General features: G+C 71.6%; 25 protein-coding genes. 13 read left to right on the forward strand and 12 right to left on the reverse strand.

The window, feature by feature from the left end:
* Positions 1–81: 81 nt before the first annotated feature.
* From ABH920_RS12360 to ABH920_RS12370, 3 genes are all read right to left on the reverse strand, one after another.
* A complete protein-coding gene (locus ABH920_RS12360; RefSeq protein WP_370349063.1) occupies positions 82–1,812 on the reverse strand; it encodes an LCP family protein in 1,731 nt (576 codons plus the stop codon).
* Positions 1,805–2,218 (reverse strand): DUF6542 domain-containing protein, encoded by a 414-nt coding sequence (locus ABH920_RS12365; protein ID WP_370349064.1) that lies wholly within the window; start codon positions 2,216–2,218, stop codon positions 1,805–1,807. Before ABH920_RS12365 ends, ABH920_RS12360 begins: the two co-directional genes overlap by 8 nt.
* A 99-nt stretch (positions 2,219–2,317) precedes the next feature.
* Positions 2,318–3,256: a zinc-binding dehydrogenase gene (locus tag ABH920_RS12370; RefSeq protein WP_370349065.1), complete on the reverse strand. Its 939-nt coding sequence runs from the start codon at positions 3,254–3,256 to the stop codon at positions 2,318–2,320.
* Between the two features lie 66 nt (positions 3,257–3,322).
* Here ABH920_RS12370 and ABH920_RS12375 point away from each other — a divergent pair, with 66 nt between their 5' ends.
* Positions 3,323–3,706 (forward strand): winged helix-turn-helix transcriptional regulator, encoded by a 384-nt coding sequence (locus tag ABH920_RS12375; protein WP_370349066.1) that lies wholly within the window; start codon positions 3,323–3,325, stop codon positions 3,704–3,706.
* Here ABH920_RS12375 and ABH920_RS12380 read toward each other — a convergent pair.
* On the reverse strand, positions 3,696–4,244 hold the full coding sequence (locus tag ABH920_RS12380; RefSeq protein WP_370349067.1) for a MarR family winged helix-turn-helix transcriptional regulator: 549 nt from the start codon (positions 4,242–4,244) through the stop codon (positions 3,696–3,698). The genes ABH920_RS12375 and ABH920_RS12380 overlap by 11 nt on opposite strands.
* Positions 4,245–4,308: 64 nt before the next feature.
* Here ABH920_RS12380 and ABH920_RS12385 point away from each other — a divergent pair, with 64 nt between their 5' ends.
* The 3 genes from ABH920_RS12385 (at position 4,309) to ABH920_RS12395 (ending at position 6,867) form a co-directional block, all read left to right on the forward strand.
* Complete coding sequence (locus tag ABH920_RS12385) at positions 4,309–5,613, forward strand: amidohydrolase family protein (protein WP_370349068.1); 1,305 nt, start codon at positions 4,309–4,311, stop codon at positions 5,611–5,613.
* A 56-nt stretch (positions 5,614–5,669) separates the two neighbouring features.
* Complete coding sequence (locus ABH920_RS12390; RefSeq protein ID WP_370349069.1) at positions 5,670–5,957, forward strand: hypothetical protein; 288 nt, start codon at positions 5,670–5,672, stop codon at positions 5,955–5,957.
* Between the two features lie 145 nt (positions 5,958–6,102).
* Positions 6,103–6,867, forward strand: a complete 765-nt coding sequence (locus ABH920_RS12395) for a hypothetical protein (protein ID WP_370349070.1) — start codon at positions 6,103–6,105, stop codon at positions 6,865–6,867.
* 1 nt (position 6,868) lies between these two features.
* Here ABH920_RS12395 and ABH920_RS12400 read toward each other — a convergent pair whose 3' ends face one another.
* A complete protein-coding gene (locus tag ABH920_RS12400; protein WP_370349071.1) occupies positions 6,869–7,468 on the reverse strand; it encodes a TetR/AcrR family transcriptional regulator in 600 nt (199 codons plus the stop codon).
* A gap of 67 nt (positions 7,469–7,535) precedes the next feature.
* Between ABH920_RS12400 and ABH920_RS12405 the strand changes: the two genes are divergently transcribed.
* Entirely contained in the window at positions 7,536–7,742 is a 207-nt protein-coding gene (locus ABH920_RS12405) for a hypothetical protein (RefSeq protein ID WP_370349072.1), read from the forward strand.
* A gap of 160 nt (positions 7,743–7,902) precedes the next feature.
* On the opposite strand, the gene ABH920_RS12410 is transcribed toward ABH920_RS12405, so the two are convergent.
* Entirely contained in the window at positions 7,903–8,847 is a 945-nt protein-coding gene (locus tag ABH920_RS12410; protein WP_370349073.1) for an AraC family transcriptional regulator, read from the reverse strand.
* Positions 8,848–8,942: 95 nt separating this feature from the next.
* Here ABH920_RS12410 and ABH920_RS12415 point away from each other — a divergent pair, with 95 nt between their 5' ends.
* Positions 8,943–10,193, forward strand: a complete 1,251-nt coding sequence (locus ABH920_RS12415; protein ID WP_370349074.1) for an MFS transporter — start codon at positions 8,943–8,945, stop codon at positions 10,191–10,193.
* A gap of 111 nt (positions 10,194–10,304) precedes the next feature.
* Here ABH920_RS12415 and ABH920_RS12420 read toward each other — a convergent pair whose 3' ends face one another.
* Positions 10,305–10,847, reverse strand: coding sequence for a YbaK/EbsC family protein (locus ABH920_RS12420; protein WP_370349075.1), 543 nt, complete (start codon positions 10,845–10,847; stop codon positions 10,305–10,307).
* 125 nt (positions 10,848–10,972) lie between these two features.
* Positions 10,973–11,395, reverse strand: a complete 423-nt coding sequence (locus ABH920_RS12425; RefSeq protein WP_370349076.1) for a MarR family winged helix-turn-helix transcriptional regulator — start codon at positions 11,393–11,395, stop codon at positions 10,973–10,975.
* A 117-nt stretch (positions 11,396–11,512) separates the two neighbouring features.
* Here ABH920_RS12425 and ABH920_RS12430 point away from each other — a divergent pair, with 117 nt between their 5' ends.
* Together ABH920_RS12430 and ABH920_RS12435 are read left to right on the forward strand one after the other, a co-directional pair.
* On the forward strand, positions 11,513–13,033 hold the full coding sequence (locus ABH920_RS12430; RefSeq protein WP_370349077.1) for an MFS transporter: 1,521 nt from the start codon (positions 11,513–11,515) through the stop codon (positions 13,031–13,033).
* 172 nt (positions 13,034–13,205) lie between these two features.
* Positions 13,206–13,610: a hypothetical protein gene (locus ABH920_RS12435; protein WP_370349078.1), complete on the forward strand. Its 405-nt coding sequence runs from the start codon at positions 13,206–13,208 to the stop codon at positions 13,608–13,610.
* A 30-nt stretch (positions 13,611–13,640) separates the two neighbouring features.
* Here the strand turns inward: ABH920_RS12435 and ABH920_RS12440 are convergent, their stop codons facing one another.
* Positions 13,641–14,054, reverse strand: coding sequence for an organic hydroperoxide resistance protein (locus tag ABH920_RS12440; protein ID WP_194912442.1), 414 nt, complete (start codon positions 14,052–14,054; stop codon positions 13,641–13,643).
* A gap of 99 nt (positions 14,055–14,153) precedes the next feature.
* On the opposite strand from ABH920_RS12440, the gene ABH920_RS12445 reads away from it, so the two are divergent.
* Positions 14,154–14,684, forward strand: a complete 531-nt coding sequence (locus ABH920_RS12445; RefSeq protein WP_370349079.1) for a TetR/AcrR family transcriptional regulator — start codon at positions 14,154–14,156, stop codon at positions 14,682–14,684.
* 39 nt (positions 14,685–14,723) lie between these two features.
* Here the strand turns inward: ABH920_RS12445 and ABH920_RS12450 are convergent, their stop codons facing one another.
* A complete protein-coding gene (locus ABH920_RS12450; RefSeq protein ID WP_370349080.1) occupies positions 14,724–15,443 on the reverse strand; it encodes a DUF4097 family beta strand repeat-containing protein in 720 nt (239 codons plus the stop codon).
* A gap of 155 nt (positions 15,444–15,598) precedes the next feature.
* On the opposite strand from ABH920_RS12450, the gene ABH920_RS12455 reads away from it, so the two are divergent.
* The gene (locus ABH920_RS12455) at positions 15,599–16,189 is read left to right on the forward strand and encodes an ArsR/SmtB family transcription factor (RefSeq protein ID WP_370349081.1); all 591 of its coding nucleotides are present in this window, start codon (positions 15,599–15,601) and stop codon (positions 16,187–16,189) included.
* A gap of 2 nt (positions 16,190–16,191) precedes the next feature.
* Here the strand turns inward: ABH920_RS12455 and ABH920_RS12460 are convergent, their stop codons facing one another.
* Positions 16,192–17,820, reverse strand: a complete 1,629-nt coding sequence (locus ABH920_RS12460) for a CocE/NonD family hydrolase (protein WP_370349082.1) — start codon at positions 17,818–17,820, stop codon at positions 16,192–16,194.
* Positions 17,821–17,952: 132 nt separating this feature from the next.
* Between ABH920_RS12460 and ABH920_RS12465 the strand changes: the two genes are divergently transcribed.
* Positions 17,953–18,639, forward strand: a complete 687-nt coding sequence (locus tag ABH920_RS12465) for a TetR/AcrR family transcriptional regulator (RefSeq protein WP_370349083.1) — start codon at positions 17,953–17,955, stop codon at positions 18,637–18,639.
* A gap of 72 nt (positions 18,640–18,711) precedes the next feature.
* Positions 18,712–19,560, forward strand: a complete 849-nt coding sequence (locus ABH920_RS12470) for a hypothetical protein (RefSeq protein ID WP_370349084.1) — start codon at positions 18,712–18,714, stop codon at positions 19,558–19,560.
* Here ABH920_RS12470 and ABH920_RS12475 read toward each other — a convergent pair whose 3' ends face one another.
* Positions 19,561–20,526: a cupin domain-containing protein gene (locus ABH920_RS12475; protein WP_370349085.1), complete on the reverse strand. Its 966-nt coding sequence runs from the start codon at positions 20,524–20,526 to the stop codon at positions 19,561–19,563.
* An 80-nt stretch (positions 20,527–20,606) separates the two neighbouring features.
* Between ABH920_RS12475 and ABH920_RS12480 the strand changes: the two genes are divergently transcribed.
* Entirely contained in the window at positions 20,607–21,437 is an 831-nt protein-coding gene (locus tag ABH920_RS12480) for an NAD(P)H-binding protein (RefSeq protein ID WP_370349086.1), read from the forward strand.
* Positions 21,438–21,484 lie beyond the last annotated feature (47 nt).

Below are 21,484 nucleotides of genomic sequence, written 5' to 3' on the forward strand. Positions count from 1 at the left end.
GGCTTGGAGTACCGCGACGGGTCCCGCAACCTGCGTATTCAGGGGACGTACAAAGTGTCTATACGCAGGTTGCGATGGGGGTCAGTTGATGCAGGGGATCCCGTTCTGCGAATCGGGGCCGTTCCCGGCGATCGTCCCGCCGTTCTCGCCGTTGCCGGAATCGGTCGTCGTTGCCGAGGACGACGGCGTCGAACTGCCCGACGTCGTGCTCGTCGTGCTCGTCGTGCCCGACGTCCCCGGCGTCGTCGGAACCGTCCCGATCGTTCCGGCGGCGATCGCGTCGCCCTTGTCCGTGCCGATGAAGACCTGCACCGCGCCGGCGTTCAGCGAATCGCTGGCGGTCGGGGTCACCCCGGCGCCGAGTTGCGCGGCGACGGCCTGGGCGGCTGCCGAGGCGCCGCTTCCGTACAGCACCGTCGTGTGCTGGTGGTAGGGGCGGATGTTGTTGCCGATCGAGGTGGTCAGGCCGAGGGTGGTCAGGGCCGCGGCCTCCTTGGTGGCCACGTCGTTCACGCCGGAGGCGTTGAACACCATGGCGGTGCCGCTGACGTGCGGGGGCGGGGTGCTGGTCGCGGTGGAGGTCGGGGCCGGGGTCGGCGAGGTGATTGGCGTTGTGGGGGCCGGGGCGGTGGCGTCGCTGCCGGCGAAGGCGTTCTTCACGAAGGCCTGGACCGTCGGGATGTCGATGCCGTTGCCGACCTCGTGGTTCTTCCCGATCCACTTCCACTCCGAGTCGGTGACGATCGGGGCGGTGCGGAAGGAGGTGCTGCTGTCGGACAGGCTGGAGGCGTTGCCTGCGAAGTCCAGCAGGTCCCAGCCGCTGTCGATGATGACGTCCTTCTCGGCGGTGCCGATCAGGCTGTCCATCTTCGACAGGTCGCTGAGGATGCCCTGGTCCTTGAGCTTCTTCAGCACCGCGGTGATGTAGGCCTGCTGGCGGTGCGTCCGGTCCAGGTCGCCGTTGGGCAGGTCCTCGCGCTCCCGGACGAAGGACAGCGCCTGCGTCTGGGTCTGGAGGGTGAAGACGCCCGCCGGGAAGTCCGCACCGGAGTTCGCGTCCTTGGTCGCCCGGTTCAGGCAGACCTGGACCGGGCCGACGTCGCCGGCGACGTCGTAGAACCCCATCAGGTTCACCTCGGCGAAGTGGTCGATCGGGATGTTCAGCAGCGTCTCCAGGGTGGCGATCTGCGCCTTGATCCCGGCGGCGTGGCCGATCTTCGCGAGCTGGTGGACGTCGGTGGTGCCGGCGGCCGAGGCCTTCTGCGTCGCGTAGTAGTAGGCGTTGCCGTAGGCCTCCTTCACCTTCATCGTGCCCATCGAGTTGCCGTCGCCGTCCTGGGCGTCGACCCAGTCGTCGCGCGGGATCGACACCGCGGTCGGCGTCCCGTTGTTCGCCGGGATGTGCAGGATGATCTCGCTGTTGGCGTTCTCGCCGCCGAGCAGGTCGGAGGCGGAGCCGGCGTGGAGCTCGTCGTGCACGACGCTGTCCGGCAGCGGGTCGCCGTTCATCGCGTACCGCGAGTCGAGGCCGACCAGCAGGACGTTGACGGACTTGTCCAGGCCGGTGTGCTTGGGAGCCGGCGCGCCGTGGGCCAGGTGTACCTGGCTGGTGTCCACGGTCTGCACGCCGCTGTCCAGCTTGTGCACGCCGTACCAGGCCACGCCCGAGCCGGCCAGGACGGCGGCCCCGGCCAGTGCGAAGACGCTGCGCGCGGCGATGATCGCCGGCGGGGTGCGGCGCACGGCGGTGCCCGCCTGCGCGGCCTGCCCTGCCTGCCCTGCCTGCCCGGCCTTTTTCTCTGTCTTAGCCACGGTGCGCCCCAGCCGACTTCGGCTCCACACCCCGACCGACGGCGGCCTTCAGCAACGCCACGACGAGCACCGCCCCCAGCGCCACCAGCGTGATGACGAAAGCATGGTGCAGCGCACTCACGGTGTCCGTGCCCATCTTCGTGCGGTTGGTCCCGCTCGGCTCGGACAGCAGCATCCCCAGCACCGCGGAGGGCACCACGATCATCGGCTGGGCCGGCAGCAGCCACCACAGCCCGCGGCGGGTCGCCAGCAGCGTCGCCGCGCACGCGCCGAGGACGGCGCCGGCCTGGAACACCGGACCGTCGCCGTTGCCGCGCATCCCGGCCGCGATGCCTGCCGCGACCGGGATGCCCACGGCGAGCAGGGCTGTCAGCCCTGCCCGCGCGCGTTCGTCGAGCCCCGCCATGTCCTGACCCCCATCTGCGCTGTGCTTTCTCCCCAAGTGGGGGACGCATGGATGTTCGGGGCGGTTCCCTGTCGTGACAAATTTGTGACGGCCGTGCGCTCAGGAGATCGTGAGCACCGCGTTGCCCCGCACCCGGCGCTCGTAGACGTCGGCGATGGCCTGCGCGGTCTCGGCCCAGTCGGCGACCCGCCCGATCTCGGGGTGCAGACGGCCCGCGCCGACCAGGCGGACCAGGGTGGCGATGTCCTGGCCGTCGGTGAACAGCGAGATCCAGTGTGGGAAGTGCTTGATGGTCAGCGGGGTCGCGGCCATCAGGCTGAAGAAGTCCAGGGTCGGCGCTTTCAGACCGGCCTGGCCGTACCAGAGCACCGTGGCGCCGGGCGCGGCCTTGCCGACGGCGTCGGCGAACTCCTGGCCGCCGATGGATTCGAAGACCAGGTCGTAGCGGCCTTCGGCGTCGGCGGCACGCTGCACGACCGCTGCGGCGCCGAGTTCGCGCAGCCGGACCGCCCGGGCGTCGTTCGACGTCACGGCGACGATCTCGGCCCCCGCGCCGGCCAGCAGCTCGGTCAGGAAGAAGCCGACGCCGCCGGCCGCGGCGGTGACCAGCGCGCGATGCCCCACGACGTCGCCGGCGGCCCGGACCAGCCGCAGCGCCGTGAGCCCGGCGAGCGGGAGCGCGGCCGCGGCCGTGGTGGAGACGTCGTCGGGCAGCTCGGCGAGTTTGCCGGTCGGGACCGCGACCCGCTCGGCCCAGCCGGTGCCCTCCGGGTGGCCGGCGACGCGGGTGCCGACGGCCGGACCGGAACCGTCGGCGGCGGCGCGGACCACCACGCCGGCGACGTCCTGGCCGGGACGCCAGCCCTTGTCCGCGGGGCGGCCGTAGCCGCCGGTCAGGAACAGGGCCTCGCCGCGGTTGACGGAGAAGGCTTCGACCGCGACCACGGCTTCGTCGGCCTGCGGCGCGGGCTCGGGGACGTCGGCGATTTCCAGGGAGTCGGCCAGCACGTTCAGGCCGGTGGCGATGACAGCTTTCATGTCCTCGACGGTAGGCAGCCAACTCTCTCATTGAAAGAAGGCACTCGTCGGTTGTATAGGTACCTGGTGGAAACCATCGAGGTAAAGACCTGGAACGTCTTCGAAAGCAACTGTCCTTCCCGGCAGATCTTCGAGCGGATCTCGGACCGCTGGACCGGCATCGTCCTGATGGCGCTGGAGGACGGGACGCTGCGCTTCTCGGAGCTGAAACGGAAGGTCGAGGGCGTCAGCCAGAAGATGCTGACCCAGACCCTGCGGGCCCTGGAGCGCGACGGACTGGTCAGCCGCGAGGTCTTCCCGACCGTGCCGGTGACCGTCGAGTACACGCTGACCCGGCTCGGAACCAGCCTGCTGGCCACGGTGCAGCAGGTGCGGGCCTGGGCCTACGCCAACATCGAGGAGATCGACGCGGCGCGCGGCGAGTACGACCGGCGCGCGCTCAGTTCCTGACGCGGCGCACCCGTGCGGCCGCCGGCTGGACCGCGACCGCACCGGCCGGCGGCGTGGCGGGGATCGCGCGCAGCGCCTCGGTCGCGGACTTCACGACCTCGGGCGGCAGCCCGGCGAACACCGCCTCGTGGGCCGCGCTGGTGGCCCGGACCGCGCGCTCGGCGAGGGCCACGCCCTCGGGGGTGAGGCGGACCAGGGTGCTGCGGCCGTCCGCGGGGTCCGGTTCGCGGTGGACCAGGCCGTCGGCGGCCAGCCGGTTGATCACGTTGCTGGTGCCGCCGGTGCTGAGCAGGAGGTCCTGGGTCAGCTCGTTGGAGCGCAGGCGGTAGGGCGCGCCGGCGCGGCGGAGGGTGAGCAGGACGTCGTAGGCCGCGACGGTGAGGCCGAGGGCGGGCAGTTCGGCGCGGGTGGCGGCGTCCAGGCGGCCGGCCAGGATGAGGACGCGCTTGGTGAGCTCGGTGGTCGGGCCCAGGATCTCCGGCAGCTCGGCGCGCCAGGCGGCCATGAGCTGTTCGGCGCGGTCGGGAGGGCTCGTCACGCTTGACAGCGTAGACCCCTTCCCCGATAGCTTTTAAGAAAGCTTTCCTTGGAGGGGATTTCCCATGAGCGCTTCCCGCCTGCTCGTTTCCGGCATCGCGTGCCTCATCGACTTCGACGACGCCGGTCCGTCCAGACCGCCGGCTTCCGCCGTCCCGACCGTGCGCTCCGGCGTCGACCTGCTGATCGAGGACGGTCGCGTGATCGAGGTCGGCGTCGGTCTGCCGGCCGGGACCGCCGAGGTCGTCGACGCCTCGGACCGCGTGGTCCTGCCCGGCTTCGTCGACACCCACCGCCACCTGTGGCTGACCGCGCTGCGCGGGCTGACCGCCGAGACCGACCTCGGCGGCTACCTGGAGCTGGTCGCGGGCCGGCTCGGACCACGGTTCACGCCGGACGACCTGCGCGCGAGCGCCTACTTCGGCGCCCTGGAATGCCTCGACGCCGGGGTCACCACGGTGCAGGACTACGCGCACGCGATGCGGTCGCCCGACCACGCCGACGCGGCCGTGTCCGCGCTCGACGCGTCCGGGATCCGCGCGGTGTTCGGCTACGGCTTCCCGGTCTTCAGCACGTCCCGCGACCTCGCCGACATCCGCCGCGTCCGCGAGCGCTATTTCCCGACCGACAACGGCCTGCTAACCATGGCGCTGTCGCCGATGGGGCCCTCGTACTCACCGATCGAATCAGTGCGCGAGGACTGGAAGCTGGCGCGCGAGCTGGCGCTGCCGATCGCCGTCCACGTCGGCGCCGGGCCGGTTGCCGAGCGCCCGATCGCCACGCTGGAACGCGAGGGGCTGCTCACCGCTGGCACGGTCTACGTCCACGGCAACTCGCTTCCGGACGAGGAACTGCGGCTCATCGCGTCCTCCGGCGGCTCGGTGGCGATCGCCCCGGCGGTCGAAGCCCAGATGGGCCACGGCGCGCCGATGATCGGACGGCTCCGGGCCGCGGGGATCGGCTACGGCCTCGGCGTCGACGTGGTCACCGCCACTGCCGGCGACATGTTCACACTGATGCGCGCCGCCCTGGTCACCGGCTACCTCGGCGAGGGCACGCGGCCCTCGCCGGCCGACGTGCTGCGGGCCGCGACGCTCGGCGGGGCCGAGATCCTCGGCCTGGCCGGGAAGGTCGGCTCGCTGCGCCCCGGCAAGCGGGCCGACCTGGTGCTGCTCCGCGCCGACGCGCCGAACCTGCTGCCGCTGCACCACGACCCGGTCGGCACGGTCGTCTCGTCGGCGCACCCCGGTAACGTCGACACCGTGATCGTGGACGGTCGCGTGGTGAAGCGGGACGGGGCGCTGGTCGCCGGCGGTCTTCCGGCCGCGCGCGAAGCCCTGCTGGCCGCCGCGCACCGTATCGCGCAGTGAAATCGGCTTATACACTCGCCATGGACGTGGTGGGTTGAACACGAGGGGGGCGTGAAATGCCAGATCTTGCTGTTGACGTCGATGCGCTGGACACCTTCGGCGGCCAGTTGGAGTCCATCAGGACGCGGATGAACGCGGCGCGCGACTGGACGCACCAGTACGACGGACAGATGGGCGCGGCGGAGGTCGAGGACGCGTTGCACTCGTTCTCGTCGGGGTGGAAGGACGGCCGGTCGGAGATCGACGGATCCCTGAAGGCCCTGTCCGACATGCTGAAGAACTCGGCGGAGAACTTCCGGCAGATGGACACCGATATGGCGAAGCCGCTGCAGCAACAGCAGTAGCGGCCGGGATCCGACGCGGCGTCGGCGGCCATGGGTCGTCGGCGCCGCCCGGTTGAACGCTGTCGGACAGTTGAACACCCCGTGGAAATAAGACGAGCTGACGGTACTCTGTCAGCTGCTTGTCAGACGGACGGGGAGGGAACCGATGACCGAGCAGCCGAATAGCGGTCAGCCGTACTACGGTCAGCCGAACCAGCAGCAGCCGCAGCCCTATCCGCAGGGGCAGGCGGCGCAGCAGCCGTATCCCTATCCGCAGCAACAGCAGGGGTATCAGGGTCCGCCGCCGCAGCAGCCCTCTGGGAATCCGTACCCGCCGCAGCCAGCTCCGCAGCAGCCATACCCGCCGCAGCAGTACGGAGCGCCGCAGCCGTATCCGCAGCAGCAGCCGTATCCTCAGGTCCCGCCGCAGCAGTACCCCGGCCAGCCGCCTACGGGCCAGCCGTCTCAGGGGCAGCAGTATCCGGGCCAGCAGTATCCCGGGCAGCAATTCCCAGGCCAGCAGTACCCGGGGCAGCAGTTCCCGGGCCAGCCGCCGCAGGGTCCGGACCAGGCGCAGGCTCAGGCGGCTCCGAAGCCGAAGAAGAAGCACGGCTTCTGGTGGTACTTCTTCGTCATCCTCTTCAGCCCCCTCATAGCCGTCGCATTCGTGCTGTACGGCCTCTACTGGACCCTCTGCTGGGTCCTGACCCCGGTCGCGCTGGTCCTCCACCTGGTGTTCTGCGGCCTCGGCCTCATCTGGTACTCGGGCGTGAAGGTCCTGGCCTCGGGCCGGTCGAAGTTCCGCCTGTTCCAGCCGCTGTACCCCAAGTTCCCGCCGCTGTGGACCGGCGAGTACTGGGTCCGGCTCAACAGGAACATCCGGTCGTTCTTCGAGTTCCTCGGCGGCCTCGCGGAGCTGCTCAACTGGTGAGCTACCGGGCCAGATCCGCCAGGTGCCCGGCCATGACCGCCCGGGCCTCGTCCGCGGACAGCCGGGGCGGATCGGCCGTCAGCTGGATCACCAGTCCGTCCAGCAGCGCGTGCAGCCGCTGGGACTCCAGGGCCTGATCCCGGCCGGGCCCGAGCCGCCCGATCTGGTCCAGCACCATCACGACGCTCTCCACCGAGCCCCTGATCGCGTCGTCGATCTCCTGCCGCCGCCGGGCCAGGCGGACGTCGGACCGGGCCAGCGTGACCAGGGAGAACCAGACCTCGGATTCCACCCGGCGCGGCGGGTCCAGCGGCAGCAGCTGCTCCAGGTGCTCCTGCAGCACCTCCGGCGTGGGCACGCCGCCGCCGCCCTCGTGCAGCTCCCGGACCCGGTCCTGCGCCATGCCGACGATCAGGTCCACGGCGAACAGGACCATCTCCGCCTTGTCCGGGAAGTAGTGCCGCAGCGCACCGGCCGACCAGCCGGCTTCCTGCGCGACCGAGCGCACCGTCACCGCGTCGAAACCGTCCCGCAGCGCGACCCGCCACAGGGCCTCGCTGAGCTCGGCGCGGCGGCGCTCGTGGTCGACGACTTTCGGCACGGCGCCATTCTCACACACGTGTGTTAGATTGTTTTTGATACCGATGTGTTAAAAACGGGAGGCAGCCATGAACGGCGGATGGACTCGGCGGGGGCCCTGGTGGCTCTACGTGCTCGTGGTGGGCGGCCTGAACGTGGTGCGCCAGATCCTGTTCCCGCCGTCGCGGGTCGGGAGCCTGGCCACGATCGGCCTGTTCTTCGTGGTGCTGATCGTCAGCTTCGTCGTGATCGAGCTCCTGCGGCCGCTACGACACCGGGCCGACCGGCCCCGGTGATGGCGGGGTCGGCCGGCCCGGCGGTCGGCGGACCGGTCCCCACGGTGGTGGGTCCGGTCTATTGGGCCGGTTGTTGAATCCCGGCCCGTCCATGGTGGAGAAACAGGCTCCTCTGCCGCAACATTCCTCGGGACATCCGCAGTGTGGCGAACGCCTCAGATCACTGATTCAGGCCGGAGACCGCGGCCTGCCGCAGCTCCTTGCGATAGGCGCCGGGCGGCATCCCGAACCGCCGCTTGAACGCCTTCGCGAACGCGAACTCCGAGGTGTAGCCGTTGCGCTGGGCGATCGCCGCCAGCGGAGCGCCGGACTGCCGCAGCATCCGGGCCGCCGTGACCATGCGCCAGTCGGTGAGGTAGGTCAGCGGCGGGTCGCCGACCACGGTCGCGAAGCGGCGGGCGAACGCGGCGCGCGACAGCCCGGCGCGCTCGCCCAGCGACTCCACGGTCCAGGGATGGCCGGGATCGTCGTGGATGGCCTGGAGCGCCGGGGCGACCACCGGGTCGTCCAGGGCGGCGGCCCAGCCGCGGGCACGCTGGTCTGGCTGCTCGGCGTACCAGGACCGCAGAATATAGAGGAGAAGCAGGTCGACCAGCGTTGCGACCACCGTGTCCGAACCGGGCTGCGGCGCCTGGATCTCCGCGCAGAGCTGCTCGACCGCCGAGCGCAGCGCGGGGTGCCGGCCGGGGCGGGCGGGCAGGTGGATGACCTCCGGCAGGTCGCCGAGGACCGGGTGCCGACGCTCGACGTCCAGCGGGTACGCGCCGCACACCAGGACCGCGGCGGCGCCGTCGCCGGGCACGGTGAAGCGGCCGATCGGGGAACCCGCGCCGACCTTGTCCGGGACGAAGTCGATCGCCGGGGTGCCGGGGGTGTCGCAGAGGGTGTGGCCGCTGCCGCGCCGCAGGAAGATGATGTCGCCGGGGCCGAGCGCCAGCGGCTCGCCGTCCGGCGGCACCAGATGGCAGCCGCCCTCGGCGACCACGTGGAACCCGGCCCCGGCGACCGGCTGGAAGCGGACGGCCCACGGCGCGCGGGCCTCGGTGCGCACCACCGCGGGCCGGCCGGTGCGCAACGCGTCGAGCGCGTCGCTGAGAATGTCCATGACGCCACGGTAGCCGCCGATCGGCGAGACGATAAGACAGCGAATCAAGATTCTTAGCCATTCATCGTCTCGCCTCGCCGACGTACTTTCATCGCATGACGACCACAGTGCTCGAACAGACGAAGGCGGACGCCGCGTCGGGCCCGGCCCGGGCGCGCCGGCCCCTGGGCCCGGACGCGGGCCTGTCCAAGAAGACGACACTCCTGTTCTCCGCCGCGGCCGGGATCGCGGTCGCGAACCTCTACTACGCGCAGCCCCTGCTCACCGCCATCGCGAAGTCCTTCGGCCTCGGGCCGGGCACCGCCTCGCTGCTGGCCACGGTCGGGCAGGTCGGCTACACGGTCGGGCTGGCGCTGCTGGTGCCGCTGGCCGACGTCGTCAACCGGCGGCGGCTGCTCGTCGGACTGCTCGCGGTGACGGCGGCGGCGCTGGCCGCCTCGGCCGCCGCGCCGGGGTTCGCCGTCCTGGTGGTCTCGGCGGCGGTGCTGTCCACGGCGGCGGTGGCCGGGCCGGTGCTGGTGCCGTTCGCCGCGACGCTGGCCGAGCCGCGGCAGCGCGGAGCGGTGACCGGGTCGGTGATGAGCGGCGTGCTGATGGGGGTCCTGCTGTCGCGCACCGCCGGCGGCCTGCTCGCGCAGCTCGCCGGCTGGCGCGCGGTCTACGCGGCGGCTGCGGTGCTGACGCTGGGCCTGGCCGCGGTGCTACACCGGGTGCTCCCCGACCTCGCGCCGTCCCAGCACCTCGGTTACGGCGCGCTGCTGGCCAGCGTGGTCCGGCTGGTGCGGGAGGAAGCGGTGCTGCGGCAGCGGATGGCGTTCGGCTTCCTCGGCTTCGGGGCGTTCTCGGTGCTGTGGACGTCGGTCGCGTTCCAGCTGGCGCGGCCGCCGTACTCCTTCGGCGAGGCGGCGATCGGCCTGCTCGGTCTGGCGGGCGCGGCCGGTGCGACGGCGGCGAAGGTGACCGGCCGGGCCACCGACTCCGGACGCGACGGCCTGGTCAGCGGCCTGATGTTCGCGACCATGCTCGGCGGCTGGCTGCTGCTCGGCGTGCACGGCGGGCACTGGCTGCTCGCGCTGGTCGCCGGCGTCGTGGTGCTGGACCTCGGGGTCCAGGGCGCGCACGTCACCAACCTCGCCGTCGCGCTGCGGCTGCGTCCGGAGGCGCGGAGCCGGATCACCACGGCCTACATGACCTCGGTGTTCCTCGGCGGCGTCGCCGGTTCGGCGGCTTCCGGCGCGGCGTTCGCGGCCGGCGGCTGGACCGCGGTCGCCCTCACCGGGGCCGCGTTCTCCGGAGCGGCGCTGGTGTTGTGGGCGGCCGGCGCGATCGCAGGCCGGCAGGACTGATAGTCCGTTTTCGACAGCAACGCTTTGACGTACTCGCCGCGTCGTAGTGGTTAGACGGGTTCTGGACCGTGGGGCGGTCCGGAACCCGTCTTGTTTGCAGCGCGCGGCTCTTCAGCGCGCGATGCCGAGCCCTTCGAGGACCTGCGCGCCGGGCAGGCCGGCGATCGCGGTGCCCGGCAGCCACAGCTTCGAACCCCGGATCCCGGAGCCGACCACCGCGACCGGGGCCGCGGCCACCGCCGCGTCGACCAGGATCGGCCAGTCCTCAGGAAGGCCGATCGGTGTGATGCCGCCGTACTCCATGCCGCTGAGCTCCACGGCCGTGTCCATCGGTGCGAAGGACGCCTTGCGCGCCCCGAGGTGCTTGCGGACCAGGGAGTTGACATCAGCCTTCGTGGTCGCCAGGACCATGCAGGCGGCGTAAGAGGTCTGCTCACCGCGGCGGGCCGCGACGATCACGCAGTTCGCGGACTCCTCGGGCAGTACTCCGTACGCGGCGCAGAACGCCTCGGTGTCGGCCAGCTCGGGGTCGATCTGCGCCACCTCGACCAGCGGGGCGAGGGCCGGCAGCGCGTGCAGCGCGGTCGCGACCGGCGCCGCGAGCAGATCGGGGCGGTCCAGGGCGGGGGTGCGGACTACGGCTTCGGTGGGCATGGACCGAATCTACGCCGGTGATCCGAGCGGCGCGGAGGCCGCTCGGGGACGGGTTCGGGTGACGGCGCGACTTACCGCGCGACCGGTTACATCGACCGGTTACAGCTGCCGGCTACAGCTGCCGGCTACAGCACGACCGGGATCGGCGCCTCGGCCGCGGTCGCGGTCAGCTCGGCGGCCAGCACCGCGCGGTGCGTGGGCCGGGCCTCGGCCAGCCGCTGCATGCCCTCGTCGGTCAGCACCACGAAGACGCCGCGCCGGTCGGAGCTGCACAGGGCCCGGGTGACCAGGTTCTGGGCCTCCAGGCGGCCGATCATCCGCGACAGCGCGCTCTGTGTGATCGGGACGTGCGCGGCCAGCTCCTGGACCCGCGGCGGGTCGGCGCAGTCGTACTCCGACAGCGTGTCCAGCACCTCGAACTCGCTGGCCGACAGCCCGTGCTGCCGGTCGAGCTCCAGCTCCAAGGCGTTCCACACGCGGGTCTTGCGCGCGACGAGCTCTCGCCACTGTTCGACGAGGTTTCGCTCAAGGAGGGACTCGGTCTCCATGGTGCCATGGTAACACGTGCCAGTGCACAAGGTTCTCCTGCACAAGGTTCCATCACATAAAGTGCCGTCGCATAAATTGCTTGCGCACTATGTGCACGTGCATGTAATCTCCACGGCATGAGCCACAGCGACACCTCGACAACTCTGCGTCCCGGCGAGTCCGTCTCGTCGGGACGTTGGCCACTTCGTTTGTGGGGCGCCCTCATCGTTCTGTGCGGTGCCCTGTTCCTCGACGCCCTCGACACCTCGATGGTCGGCGTCGCGCTGCCGTCGATCCGTGAGTCCCTGCACCTGTCCACCTCGTCGTTGCAGTGGGTCGTCAGCGGGTACGTCCTCGGCTACGGCGGTTTCCTGCTGCTCGGCGGACGCGCGGCGGACCTGCTCGGCCGGCGCCGGGTGTTCCTGACCGCGCTCGCGGTCTTCGCCGTGGCCTCGCTGCTGTCCGGCCTGGTCGACGACGGCAGCCTGCTGATCGCGACCCGGTTCGTGAAGGGGATCAGCGCGGCGTTCACCGCCCCGGCCGGCCTGTCCATCATCACCACCACGTTCGCCGAGGGGCCGGACCGCAACCGGGCCCTGAGCATCTACACCACCTGCGGCGCCGCCGGGTTCTCGCTCGGCCTGGTGCTCTCCGGACTGCTCACCGAGGCCGGCTGGCGCTGGACGCTGTTGGTCCCGGCGCCGGTGGCGGCACTGATCCTGGTGATCGGCGCGAAGCTGATCCACCGCGACCAGCCGGTCGCCAGGCAGGACCGCGGCGGGTACGACATCCTGGGCGCGGTGACCAGCACCGGCTCGGTGCTGCTGCTGGTCTTCGGCATCGTCCGGGCGCCGCAGATCGGCTGGCTGGCGCCGGTCACCATCGGCACGTTCGTCGCGGCGGCCGCGCTGGCGGCCGGGTTCGTCGCCACCGAGCTGCGGGTGGCCAACCCGCTGGTGCGGCTCGGCGTGCTGCGCTCCCCGTCGCTGATCCGGGCCCTGATCGGCGGCGGTCTGATGTTCGGCGGCTACGCCTCGTTCCAGTTCGTCGTGACGCAGTACCTGCAGACGCTGTCCAAGTGGAGCGCGCTGCACACCGCTCTGGCGTTCCTGCCGGCCGGCCTGATCGTCCTGGTCGCCAGCTTCAAGATCGCCGACGTCCTCAACAAGTACGGCACGGCCCGGGTCGGCGTCGCCGGCTTCGCCGCCCTGTCGCTGGGCTACCTGCAGTTCCTGCGCATCGGCTCGACCCCGAGCTGGTGGGTGATCCTGCCCTCGATCGTGCTGCTGGGCCTGGGCTTCGGCCTGGCCTTCCCGGCGATCAACGTGCAGGCCGCCTCCGGCATCGCCGACGAGGAGCAGGGCCTGGTCTCCGGACTGCTGAACACGGCGCTGCAGGTCGGCATCACCGTGGTGCTGGCCGCCTCGACCGCGATCATCGCCGCCAACGGCGGCAACACCGCCCAGACCAACGCGCAGGTGCTCTCCAGCTACCGGCCGGTCCTGGTGTTCGTGGCCGTGGCCACGGTCGGCGGCCTGCTGATCCTGGCCGGGGGGCTGTTTCGCAGCCGCCGCACCCCGGTCGAGTCCACGCTCGCCGAGGAGCTTGAAGACGAGCTCGACGTCCTGGTTCTGCGCGAGCAGGATCTGATGGTCTGAGGTCACCAGCCATCTGGTAGGACGCCAGAGCGCGCATCGGCGCCGGCCCCCGGAAACGGGGGACCGGCGCCGATGAGTTTCGCGAAGCGGTTTCGTCTGTTGTGCTGGGGGCGGGAAACGCCTCGCGATCCACGACTCACGACGTATGAACACGAACCGCTGGAGGACCGCCATGGCCGACAAGACCGTCGCCGAGAAGCTCGCCATCAAGCCGGGCCGCTCGGTCTGGACCTCGCATCCGGACCGGTTCGCCGAGGTCGGTCAGCTGCCGGACGGTGCGGAGCGGATCGAAGACCTGGCGGCGGCCGACGTCGCGGTCCTGTATGCCGACGACGCCGACTCGGCCCGGGCGCTGCTGACCGCGAACAAGGCCGACATCGTCAAGCCGCCGGTGGTCTGGATCGCCTACCCGAAGGCCAACCGGACCGACATCAACCGCGACAGCCTCTGGCCGATCGTCGTGGAGTTCGGCATGCGGCCCAACGGGCAGGTGGCGATCGACGAGGTCTGGTCCGCCCTGCGGTTCCGCGCCGACAAGCCGGGCGAGGAACCGTTCAAGGGCGGGGCACAGAAGTAAGGAAAGCCCAGAAGTAGTCGAGCGGCGCCGTTACTCGACGACGATCTCGACCGGGATGTTGCCGCGGGTCGCGTTGGAGTACGGGCAGACCTGGTGCGTGGCCTCCAGCAGGGCCTTGCCCTTCTCGCCGTGCAGCTCCTCGGGGAGCTCGGCGCGCAGCACCACCGACAGGCCGAAGGCGCCGCCGTCCAGGCTGTTCAGCGTGACCTCGGCGGTCACCGAGGCGTCGGAGACGTCCACGCCCTGCTGCTTGGCGACCAGCTGCATCGCGCTGGCGAAGCACGCCGAGTAGCCCGCGGCGAACAGCTGCTCGGGGTTGGTGCCCTGGCCGTTGCCGCCCAGCGACTCCGGGAAGGCCATGTTCAGGTCGAGCTTGCCGTCGTCGGTGAAGGAACGGCCTTCGCGGCCGACGGAGGTGGCGACGGCGGTGTAGACGGGCTTCATGAGCGGGCCTCCAAGGTGCGGGAAGGGCTTGCACTAGACAGATCTGTCTGTCTGGTTCGCTGCTTACACTAGACAGATCTGTCTGGTACCGTCAAGTGTGTGAGGTCAGCCCGTACCCGTGTTCTCGAAACCGCCACGTTGCTCTTCTACCTGGAGGGCATCCACACCGTGGGGGTCGACCGGGTGATCGCCGACGCCGGGGTGGCGAAGGCGACCTTCTACCACCACTTCAAGTCCAAGGAAGAGCTGGTCGTGGCCTATCTGGCCACCGAGTACGAGCGCCAGCGCGAGCTGTTCGGCGGTGTCCCGGGCGACGGCGTCGAGCGCATCGAGACCATCCTCGCCAAGCTGGCCGAGGTCAGCGTCGGCCCCGGGTTCCGGGGGTGTCCGTTCCTCAACGCGGCGGCGGAGTTCGCCGATCCCGGCCATCCGGTCCGGCACCTCGTCGACGACTACCGCGCCTGGTACCGCGACCTGATGCGCGACATCCTCGTCGCCGCGGGCCGCTCCGACGTCGACCAGAAGGCCGATCTGCTGCTGCTGGTGCGGGACGGGATAGCCGTGGCCGGCGGTCTCGGGGACAAGGCGGCCGTGGAGGCCGGCGTCCGGACCGCCCTCGCCGGGCTGTGAGGGCTCTGCTCTGATCGGCGCTTGGCGCTCGACCAGGTCTCAGGCCGAGGTCACCGAGACCGCGCCGGCGTCGGACGACACCTTCACGCGGCGGCTCGCGGAGGGGTCGTCGGGGACGTCCACGGTTCGCGCGCCGGCCTTGCTCGACGCGTCGACCGCGTAGGCCCCGTTCGGCACCGCCACGGTCACCTCGCCGGCCTTGCTGTGCACCGTGACGTCGTCCGGCGGCGCGGCGAACGTCAGGTTGACCGCGCCGGCCGAGTCCTCGACCCGCACGGTCGGCGCGCGCAGGTCGTCGCCCTCGACGTGGCCGGCGGACGCGGTGACGTCGACCGCCCCCGAGACGCCGTTCACCGTCACCTCGCCGGCGTGGTCGACGACGGTCACGGCGACCGAGGCCGGCACGGTCACGTCGTAAGCGATCCCGCAGCTGTCGCACCCCGAGGTCAGCTCCAGGACGCCGCCGGTGACGGTCTGGCCCGGGGTCGGCGGCTGGTCGGTGTGGTAGTCGATGTCGCGGTGCACCACGATGCCGCCACCGGTGTCCCCGGCGTGGACCACGATCTGGCCCGCGGGGTTGTCGATCCGCAGGGCCTGGACCTTCTGGGTGATCGTGGCGTCGTTCTCGACGTGGTGGTCGTTCAGGTAGCCGCACCCTGACACGCCGACCACCACCAGGGCCGCGGAGCAGGCAGCCGCGATCGCGGCGACCCGGCCTGGATTCGTCCGGCCCGGATTCGTTCCACCTGCGATGCCCACGGCACCCACCCCCATCGGTGACGAGCCCGCGACGGCGCTGCTCGCCCCGCGGCCGTGGTCCACCCTAGAGACCGCAGAGAGCTTTTGCAAAGCATCTCTGCAAATATCTTTGCAGAACTCTCGGCACCCTGGGAGGTGCGAGGTAGGGTGACGCCGTGCCCCAAACGCCCCCCGAGCCGATCGGCACCGCCGCCGGCGACCGGTCCACCATCTTCCGCGTGCTGGCCAACCCGCTGCGCCGCCGGATGCTCGCCTACCTGCAGCAGCACCGGGAGGCCAACTCCACGAGCCTGGCCAAGGCCCTCGGCGAGAGCACCGGCACCACCAGCTACCACCTGCGCAAGCTGGCCGAGCTGCGGTTCGTCGAGGAGATCCCGGAGCGCTCGGCCGGCCGCGAGCGCTGGTGGCGCGCGCTGCCGATCCAGCTGGAGGCGCCGGATCCCTCGACGATGGACCCCGCCGAGTTCGCCGCGCTCGCGGACCGGGCCCGGGAGCAGGCGACGCACGACATCGACCTGTACTACCGCGTGCTCACGCAGTACGAGGGCCCGGAAGGGTCGGCGCACATCTTCCGCGGCGGGTTCTGGATGACCAAGGAGGAGCTGGCGGGATTCCTGCGCGAGTACAACGAGCTGCAGTGGAAGTACGGGCACGCCGACCCCCGGGAGGCGCCGGAGGGCGCGCGGATGATGGCGCTGCGGATGTTCGTCGTCCCCGAACCGCCGGAGGATCCTCCGGCGCAGTGAGGTCAGGCCACGGGAAGCACGATCGCGGAGCCGGGGCGGATCGCGACGTGGAACGCCTCGTGTCCGGCGGCGAAGCGCGGATGGGCGCCGCCGCTGATCTGGACGCGTATTCGGTGGCCGGGCCGGAAGCGGTGGGCGGTCGAGGACATCGCGATGGTGACGGCGGTCCGCCGGGATCCCGGATCGGTGCCGGTCACGCGGGCGATGCCGTCGCAGACGTTCCAGGAGCGGCCGCGTTCGTCGACATCGCAGAGCCGGACGAACAGTGTCGCCGAAGGCGCCTGTCCGCCGGGATCGGCCAGGATCTCAGCCGCCACCGCGCCGACGACCTCGATCGCCTCGGTCAGCGGCGGACTGGTGAACACCAGCACGTCTCCACGGCGTTCCAACGCCCTGTTGTCCCGCGTACCTGCCTTCTGCGCCAGGCCGCTGCCACCGACGGACGGGGTCGGATCGGCCGGGTCGTAGCGCACGGTTCCGGCTGCGGTCCCGGCGGCACCGGACTGTGGCGGCTCGCGTGACAGTCCGCCGTCAGGGTGCGGATACCAGGCCACCGGTACGGCCGCCGGCGGCCAGGTCGGCAGCTCACGCCACTCGCTGCTACTGCCGCCGCTGCTACCAGTGCTGCCGGTGCCACCGACGGCCACGCGGACCCGTCCCTTCGGCGGAGCGGGGTCGACGAGGTGTCCGCGCAGCCAGGTCACGGATTCGGCGAACACCGTCCCGACACCCCGCTGCAACGTCGTGGTGTGCGTCCACGGCCCGACCAGCAGCGACCGCCGCCCCGACGGCAGCCGCGCGTACTGCTGGAGCGCCTGGTCCAGCGCCACGTCGGACCAGCCGCTGACCACCAGCGTCGGGACCTCGAAGTCGGCGGCCCCGGCCAGCAGATCCGTGCCCTGCCAGTAGCCGTCGGCGGCGTCCGGATGAGCGACGGCGCCGGTGAGGAAGGCCGGACTGCGGCCCATGACCTGCGCGTACGCCTCGACCGGCGACTCGGCTCGGACGATCCGCTTCATCGACCGCGCCAGCCGCAGCGTCGCGCCGAGGAACCGCCGCGGGCCGAGATGCTGCGTCTGGACGGCCGTGGTCGCGATCAGTGCGTCTTCGAGGGCGAACAAGCCGTTCCGGTGGAAGAAGCCGTGCGGGTTGTGGAGCGGGACGTGCACCACCATCGCCTTCAACTCCGGCGGTGGATCCGCGGCCAGCGACCACTGCGCGTACGCCATCGCACTCGGCCCGACCAGGCCGAGTCGTCCGTCGAACCAGACCTGGCGCCGCAGCCAGGCGATCGTCGCACGGCCGTCGGGCCCGTCGTCCCGCCAGGGTTGGAAGACGCCGCCCGAGCCGGCGGTCCCGCGGGCGCTCTGGATCAGGACATGGAAACCCTGCTCGGCGAAGGCCACGCCGTACAGCGCCGCCCACGGGAAGCCGCGACCGTACGGCGAGCGCACGACCAGCGTCGGGAAGTCCTGCACCGCGGCCGGATCCGGGAAGTAGTGGTCGGCCGAGAGGTCCACGCCGTCGGCCATCGGGACCGACAGGCCGGGTTCCCATGACACGGCGAACCGCGGCGTGGGCAGCCCGCCCAAGGTCCGGCGCGCGATGCGGGTGCTGAGCGAGAGCTTCATGGCGGTGCCTCCTGGCTGACTGGTTCTCGTACCATGTACGAGAATAGGGCTGGCAAGATTGTCTGTGCAACCGATCTTCACGATCGCCAGGTCAGAGCTCGAAGGAACCGAAGGAACCAGGGGAGACAAGGCGTGGATCCCGAAACGCTCTGGTCCGAGCGCCGCCATCACCGGGGCCGGCCGCCGGCGCACACCCGGGAGGCGGTGGTCGCCACGGCCGTCGGCGTGGCCGACGCCGAAGGCCTCTCGGCGCTCACCATGCGCCGGGTGGCGACCGCCCTCGGCTCCGGCACGATGTCGCTCTACACCTACGTCTCCGAGCGGGACGCGCTGCTGGAGCTGATGATCGACGCCGTGACCGGCGAGCAGCGGCTCCCCGCGCCGACCGGCGACTGGCGCGCCGACCTGGCCGCCTTCGCCCGGGAGCAACGCACGCTGATGACCCGCCACCCCTGGCTGCCGGTCGCGCTCACCGGCCGCCGCACGCTCGGCCCGAACACCCTGAAGGCGCTGGACCACGCGCTGGCCCTGCTGGCGCCGTCGGGCCTGCCGCCGCGCGCCAGGACCGAGGCCTTCGCGCTGGTCAGCGGCTTCGTGGCCAGCCACGTGGGCTACGAGGTGGCGCAGCAGCAGGCGCTCGGACGGAGCGACGACGTGCGCGAGTTCGTCGCGTCGAACGCGCGCTACCTGGCCGCCGCGGTCGGGTCGGGGGCGTACCCGCATCTCGCGGAGGCGATGGCGGCGGACGGCGCGGAGCCGCCGGACGCCGACGAGACCTTCGAGCGGATGCTCGCGCGGGTGATCAGCGGGCTGGCGTAGAGACCGAGGCAACCTGCGCGGTGGCCGGGCGTCATTGTGAACGAGAAGGCTTTGTCCAGGGGAGGTAAACACATGAGCATCAAGGCGTCCGTCGCCCTAGCCATCCTCGCGGTGTCGACCGTCGGGATCAGCGCTTGCGCATCGTCCGCGTCGAAGGGTGGCTCCGCTGCGGGGCCCGCCGCCGGCGGTTCGACGAGCGCGACCGCTCCGGCGACCTCGGCGCCGCAGACGGCTCCCACCACCTCGGCGTCGACCGACGCCTCGGGCACGCCGAACTCCGCGAACACCCCGATCCACACCAACGTCCCCGACGCCGCGATGCTGAACCTCCCGGACCTGGCTCCGCCCCGGGTCGGGACCTGGAGCTCGAACAGCGTCGGTCAGACCGTCTCGCAGGCGCAGATCGTCGACCCGGACGACTGCGACCCAGTCGTGCGCCCGCAGTACGTGGATCCCAACTACCCGGTCAACCACGCCTGGGCGACCATGCGGAACGTCATGTGGTCGAGCCCGACCTACGCGCAGCTCAGCGAGTCGGTGCTGACCTACACGTCCGCCGCCGCGGCCGCGGACGACTTCACCAAGCACCGCAGCTGGGTCGCCAACTGCGCGGTCCACTTCCAGTGGACGGACCAGCCCGCGAAGTACTCGGTGTCGAGCGTCCACCTCAGCGGTGTGGCCGACGAGTACGCCGTTCGCGTCGCGATGTACGCGCCGGACCAGCCCGCCTCGACCGCCGGCAGCCAGGGCTACGTCTACATGGCGGTCATGCTGCGGGGCAACAGCCTCACCGTGCTGACCGTGTCCGAGGCGGGTTCGGGGACTGCGAAGCCGCAGGAGCCGGCCCTGAGCGCGGTCGAGCACGACGTGCAGGTGGCCGCCGCCAAGGTCGGGAAGGCCTTCCCCTCCGGACAGCACTGATCAGCCGACCGGTTCGGCGAGCCTCTCCCGCCCCCACTGCGAAGGGCTCATCCCCTTCGCCCGCTTGAAGGCGACGCTGAACGCGAACGCGTCCTGATACCCGACCGCCCGCGCCGCGGCGGCGACCGTGGTCCCGGCCTCGTCGCGCAGCAGGTCGGCGGCCAGCGTCATGCGCCAGTCGGTCAGGTAGGCCATCGGGGGCTGTCCCACCAGCTGCGCGAAGCGCGCGGCGAACGCGGCGCGCGACAGGCCCGCGACGGCCGCGAGGTCGGCGACCGTCCAGTGCCGGGCCGGATCGGTGTGCAGGTGGTCCAGCGCGGCGCCGATCGAGGGGTCGGCGAGGGCCGAGTACCAGGACGGGAAGACCGGGCCGGAGCGGGCGCACCACCCGCGCAGCGCCAGGACCAGCACCAGGTCGAGAGAGCGGTGCAGGACGGCTTCCTGTCCCGGTTCGTCGCGGGCCGCCTCGTCAGCCAGCAGGGCCAGAGCCGCGCCGGTGCGCGGTCCGGCCGGCACGACGCCCAGCGGCGGGAGCATCGCCAGCAGCCGCCGGCCGGCGTCGCCGCGCAGCTGGAACATCCCGCGCAGGACCCTCGTCGCCCCGGGCAGGCCGTCGCCCCAGGTGCGCGGCGCCAGGTTCGCCTCCAACTCCGGATGCCGCGAGGGGTCGCCGAGCAGCTGCTTGCGGCCGCCGCTGATCACCACCTGCGGCGGCGTGGCCAGGTCGTCGGAGATGGTGTGCCGGGTGCTGTGCGCGACCAGCGCGATGTCCCCTTCGGCGAGCTGCACCGGAGGCACCGACGGCACATCCTCCAGCCGCAGGGCCGCGTGCCCGCCGAGGGTGGCGAACACCGTGAGCGCCGGGGCCTGGGCATACGTGATCGACCACGGAGGCCGCTGGATCAGCTGCCGTACCTGGGCGTCCACCGCTCCGGCGCGGCGGAGCAGATCGCTGAGCGTGTCCATCGCACCAGACTAGACGCTCACAAAGGTTTTGGCGACGTTCTCCCATGGAGAGTCCACGCCGATCGCGATTACCTGAAGAGGTGAAGAACTTCCTGATCCTCGGCGGCACCGGCAAGACCGGCCGCCGCATCGCGTCCCGCCTCACCGCCGCCGGCCACTCGGTCCGCACCGCCGGCCGCACCGGCGGTGACGTCCGGCTCGACCTCGACGACCCCGCCACCCACGCCGCGGCCGTGGCCGACGTCTCGGCCGCCTACCTCTTCGAACCGAGCCCCGATGCCGGCCGCCAGACCACGCCCCGGATGGCGGCCCTGGTCGAGGCCGCGGCGGCGGCGGGGGTCCAGCGCCTGGTCGTGCTCACCGCGCAAGGAAGCGGCAACGAACAACACGGGCTCCACAGCACCGAGCAGGCCGTCGTCCAGTCCGGCCTGGAATGGACCGTCCTGCGGCCGGGCTGGTTCGCGCAGAACTTCAGCGAGGACTTCTGGCTTCCAGCGGTCCGCAGCGGAACGCTCGCGCTGCCCGGCGGCGAGGGGCGGCTGCCGTTCCTCGACGCCGAGGACATCGCCGACGTGGCCACGGCCGCGCTCACCGAGGACGGCCACGCCGGTCAGGCCTACGACCTCACCGGCCCGCGGGCGATCGGCTTCGGCGAGGCCGCCGAGCTGATCGCCAAGGCTTCCGGGAAGCCGCTCCAGTACCTCGACATCACTCCCGAGGAGTACCTGGAGCAGCAGGTGTCCGCCGGGGTCCCGCAGAGCGCGGCCGAGCGCATGACCCGCCTGGTGACGATGGGCCGCGACGGTGCCGCCGCGGGCTTGGCCGACGGTGTCGAACGCGCGCTCGGCCGGTCCCCGCGCCGCTTCGAGGACTTCGTGGTCGCGGCGGCCGCCACCGGCTGCTGGAGCTGAGCGGCTGGCGTTCACCGGATGGCGGCAGCCGTCACCGCCTGGGGGCG

It is taken from the genome of Catenulispora sp. EB89 (assembly GCF_041261445.1).
In the GTDB taxonomy this organism is placed as follows: Bacteria; Actinomycetota; Actinomycetes; order Streptomycetales; family Catenulisporaceae; genus Catenulispora.

Bases quoted from the DNA above. Each gene is read 5' to 3' on its own strand.
- ABH920_RS12365 (WP_370349064.1), bottom strand. From the start codon at position 2,218: ATGGCGGGGCTCGACGAACGCGCGCGGGCAGGGCTGACAGCCCTGCTC.
- ABH920_RS12370 (WP_370349065.1), bottom strand. From the start codon at position 3,256: ATGAAAGCTGTCATCGCCACCGGCCTGAACGTGCTGGCCGACTCCCTG.
- ABH920_RS12385 (WP_370349068.1), top strand. From the start codon at position 4,309: ATGAGCGCTTCCCGCCTGCTCGTTTCCGGCATCGCGTGCCTCATCGAC.
- ABH920_RS12390 (WP_370349069.1), top strand. From the start codon at position 5,670: ATGCCAGATCTTGCTGTTGACGTCGATGCGCTGGACACCTTCGGCGGC.
- ABH920_RS12395 (WP_370349070.1), top strand. From the start codon at position 6,103: ATGACCGAGCAGCCGAATAGCGGTCAGCCGTACTACGGTCAGCCGAAC.
- ABH920_RS12405 (WP_370349072.1), top strand. From the start codon at position 7,536: ATGAACGGCGGATGGACTCGGCGGGGGCCCTGGTGGCTCTACGTGCTC.
- ABH920_RS12410 (WP_370349073.1), bottom strand. From the start codon at position 8,847: ATGGACATTCTCAGCGACGCGCTCGACGCGTTGCGCACCGGCCGGCCC.
- ABH920_RS12415 (WP_370349074.1), top strand. From the start codon at position 8,943: ATGACGACCACAGTGCTCGAACAGACGAAGGCGGACGCCGCGTCGGGC.
- ABH920_RS12420 (WP_370349075.1), bottom strand. From the start codon at position 10,847: ATGCCCACCGAAGCCGTAGTCCGCACCCCCGCCCTGGACCGCCCCGAT.
- ABH920_RS12425 (WP_370349076.1), bottom strand. From the start codon at position 11,395: ATGGAGACCGAGTCCCTCCTTGAGCGAAACCTCGTCGAACAGTGGCGA.
- ABH920_RS12430 (WP_370349077.1), top strand. From the start codon at position 11,513: ATGAGCCACAGCGACACCTCGACAACTCTGCGTCCCGGCGAGTCCGTC.
- ABH920_RS12435 (WP_370349078.1), top strand. From the start codon at position 13,206: ATGGCCGACAAGACCGTCGCCGAGAAGCTCGCCATCAAGCCGGGCCGC.
- ABH920_RS12440 (WP_194912442.1), bottom strand. From the start codon at position 14,054: ATGAAGCCCGTCTACACCGCCGTCGCCACCTCCGTCGGCCGCGAAGGC.
- ABH920_RS12460 (WP_370349082.1), bottom strand. From the start codon at position 17,820: ATGAAGCTCTCGCTCAGCACCCGCATCGCGCGCCGGACCTTGGGCGGG.
- ABH920_RS12470 (WP_370349084.1), top strand. From the start codon at position 18,712: ATGAGCATCAAGGCGTCCGTCGCCCTAGCCATCCTCGCGGTGTCGACC.
- ABH920_RS12475 (WP_370349085.1), bottom strand. From the start codon at position 20,526: ATGGACACGCTCAGCGATCTGCTCCGCCGCGCCGGAGCGGTGGACGCC.